The sequence below is a fragment of the Mesorhizobium sp. M4A.F.Ca.ET.090.04.2.1 genome, from assembly GCF_003999085.1.
GTDB lineage: Bacteria > Pseudomonadota > Alphaproteobacteria > Rhizobiales > Rhizobiaceae > Mesorhizobium.
This window is the reverse complement of record NZ_RZOT01000700.1, coordinates 1-2,452: the sequence shown is the minus strand read 5'-3', so window position 1 is coordinate 2,452 and position 2,452 is coordinate 1. Positions and strand designations below refer to the sequence as shown.

Genomic DNA, 2,452 nt, shown 5'->3' with positions numbered 1-2,452 from the left:
CGCCGGACATCGAGAACCTTTATGCAAGGCGCTCCGGCAACGGACCGCATCTGATGTTCGCCGGCCATACCGACGTCGTGCCGGTTGGCGACGCGGCGGCCTGGACGCACCCGCCCTTCGCCGCCGAGGTCGCCAATGGCGAAATGTATGGCCGCGGCGCCGTCGACATGAAGGGCGGCATCGCCTGCTTCATCGCCGCGGTGGCGCGCCATGTCGAGAAGGCGGGCGGGCCGAAGGGCTCGGTCTCGCTGCTGATCACCGGCGACGAAGAGGGGCCGGCGATCAACGGCACGGTGAAGCTGCTCGAATGGGCGGCGGGCAAAGGCGAGAAATGGGATGCCGCGATCGTCGGCGAGCCGACCAATCCGGACACGCTCGGCGACATGATCAAGATCGGCCGGCGCGGCTCAATCTCCGGCAGCGTGACCGTCAACGGGCGCCAGGGCCACGCCGCCTATCCGCAGCTTGCAGACAATCCGGTGCGCGGGCTGGTCAGCCTGGTCGACGCCTTGCTCCATCCGGTGTTCGACAAGGGGACGAAGGATTTCCAGCCGACCAATCTGGAGGTCACCTCGATCGACGTCGGCAATCCGGCCACCAACGTCATCCCGGCCAAGGCGACGGCCACCTTCAACATCCGCTTCAACGACACGTGGACGGCCGAGACCATCCAGGCCGAGATCCACAACCGCCTCGACCAGGCGGCCGGGCGCAAGAAGTACCGGCCAGGCAAGAAGGCCCCGGTCGACTACGAGCTCGTCTGGCGCAACCGGCCGAGCCACGTCTTCCTGACCCGCGACGAGCGGCTGATCGACACGCTGAGCAGTTCGGTCAAGGCGACGGTCGGCAGGAAGCCGGCGCTCTCCACCTCCGGCGGCACGTCGGACGCACGCTTCATCAAGGACTATTGCCCGGTGGTCGAGTTCGGACTGGTCGGCCAGACCATGCATATGGTCGACGAACGCGTCGCGCTTGCCGACCTCGAGACGCTGACCGGGATCTATCAGCGCTTCATCGAAGACTGGTTCGGGCAGGACCGTGCTGTCGGCTGACGAAACCTACGCGTCGCTGGCCGGCGCCTGGCGGCTGATGCTCGGCAAGGTCGACGGGCTGCGCCTGCTCGACCTGTCGGCGGACGGCTTCTGGAATTCCTTCTTCGCCATCGTCGTGGCGGCGCCGGCGCTGATCGTCGGCTGGGTCGGCATCGCCAACGAGATCGGCGATCCGAACGCCTTCGCCGGACGCTTCAGCATGCTGCTCAGGCTGGCGACGGTCGACATTGGCTCCTGGGTGCTGCCGCTGGTCGGCCTGGCGCTGGTCGCGCCGCGCGTCGGCATCGGCGGCCGGTTCGTCCACTATGTCGTCGCCAGCAACTGGGCGTCGGCGATCATCGCCTGGCTGATGCTGCCGTCGGCGCTGATCCGGCTTTTCCTGCCCTCGACCAACGAGGTCCCGGGGTTGGTGTCGCTGCTCCTGTTCGCAGTCTCGATGATACTGACCTGGCGCATGACCAATGCCGTGATCGGCAGGGGGGCCGCCGTCGGCACCGCGGTCTTCGCCGGCATGTTCGTGGCCTCGCTGGTCGTGCTGTTCGGGCTGCAGGCGCTGCTCGGCATCACCATACCCACCAGGGTAGAGGGCTAGGATCCTTCCGGATAGTCGACGCCAATGAGGAACAGGCCGTCGGGCGGCGCCACCTGGCCGCAGGCGGCGCGGTCTTGCGCGTCGAGCGCCGCCTTGAGATCGGCAGCGGTCCATGAGCCGTCGCCGACGCGCCTCAGTGAGCCAACCATCGAGCGCACCTGGTTGTGCAGGAAGGAGCGCGCGGAGGTTCGCACCTCGATCAGGTCGCCGGAGCGGCTGACATCCAGCCGGTCGAGCGTGCGAACCGGGCTTTCGGCCTGGCACTGTGTCGAGCGGAAGGTGGTGAAGTCATGGCGGCCGAGCAGAACTTTCGCCGCGTCGTGCATGGCCTCGGCGTCGAGCCGTTTCGGCACCCACCAGACCTTGCCCTTTTCCAGCGCCGCCGGCGCACGGCGGTTGAGGATGCGGTAGAGGTAGTGCCGGCCGGTGGCGGAGAAGCGGGCGTCGAAATCGTCGGCAACGATACCCGCCTCCAAGACGGCGATGCGCGCGCCAGCCGCCTGCAGATGGGCGTTGACGGCGTCGCGCACCTTGTCGCCCGACCAGGCCCTGGCGAGGTCAACATGCGCCACCTGGGCGGTGGCATGCACGCCGGCATCAGTGCGGCCTGCGGCGCGCAGCCTGACCTGCTCGCCGCAGAATTTCTCGATCGCCAGTTCGATCGCCTGCTGCACCGAAGGCTGATCCGCCTGGTGCTGCCAGCCGGCGAATTGGCTGCCGTCATATTCGATATCGAGGCGAAAACGCGGCATGGAGGCCTTTGCTTGCCGCCTAGGCGGCAAGCGCGGTGAAGGCCGAAGCGTAGACC

The 2,452-nt window shown here is 67.6% G+C and carries 3 protein-coding genes; 2 read left to right on the top strand and 1 reads right to left on the bottom strand.

Going from position 1 to position 2,452, the window contains the following annotated elements; translation table 11 throughout:
* On the top strand, positions 1-1,052 hold a 1,052-nt coding region (gene dapE / locus EN781_RS30615; RefSeq protein WP_127400634.1), incomplete at its 5' end, for a succinyl-diaminopimelate desuccinylase.
* The gene (locus EN781_RS30610; RefSeq protein WP_126057201.1) at positions 1,039-1,644 is read left to right on the top strand and encodes a transporter; all 606 of its coding nucleotides are present in this window, start codon (positions 1,039-1,041) and stop codon (positions 1,642-1,644) included. The genes dapE and EN781_RS30610, both read left to right, overlap by 14 nt.
* Here EN781_RS30610 and truA read toward each other — a convergent pair.
* Complete coding sequence (truA, locus tag EN781_RS30605; RefSeq protein ID WP_126057202.1) at positions 1,641-2,396, bottom strand: tRNA pseudouridine(38-40) synthase TruA; 756 nt, start codon at positions 2,394-2,396, stop codon at positions 1,641-1,643. The genes EN781_RS30610 and truA overlap by 4 nt on opposite strands.
* Positions 2,397-2,452 lie beyond the last annotated feature (56 nt).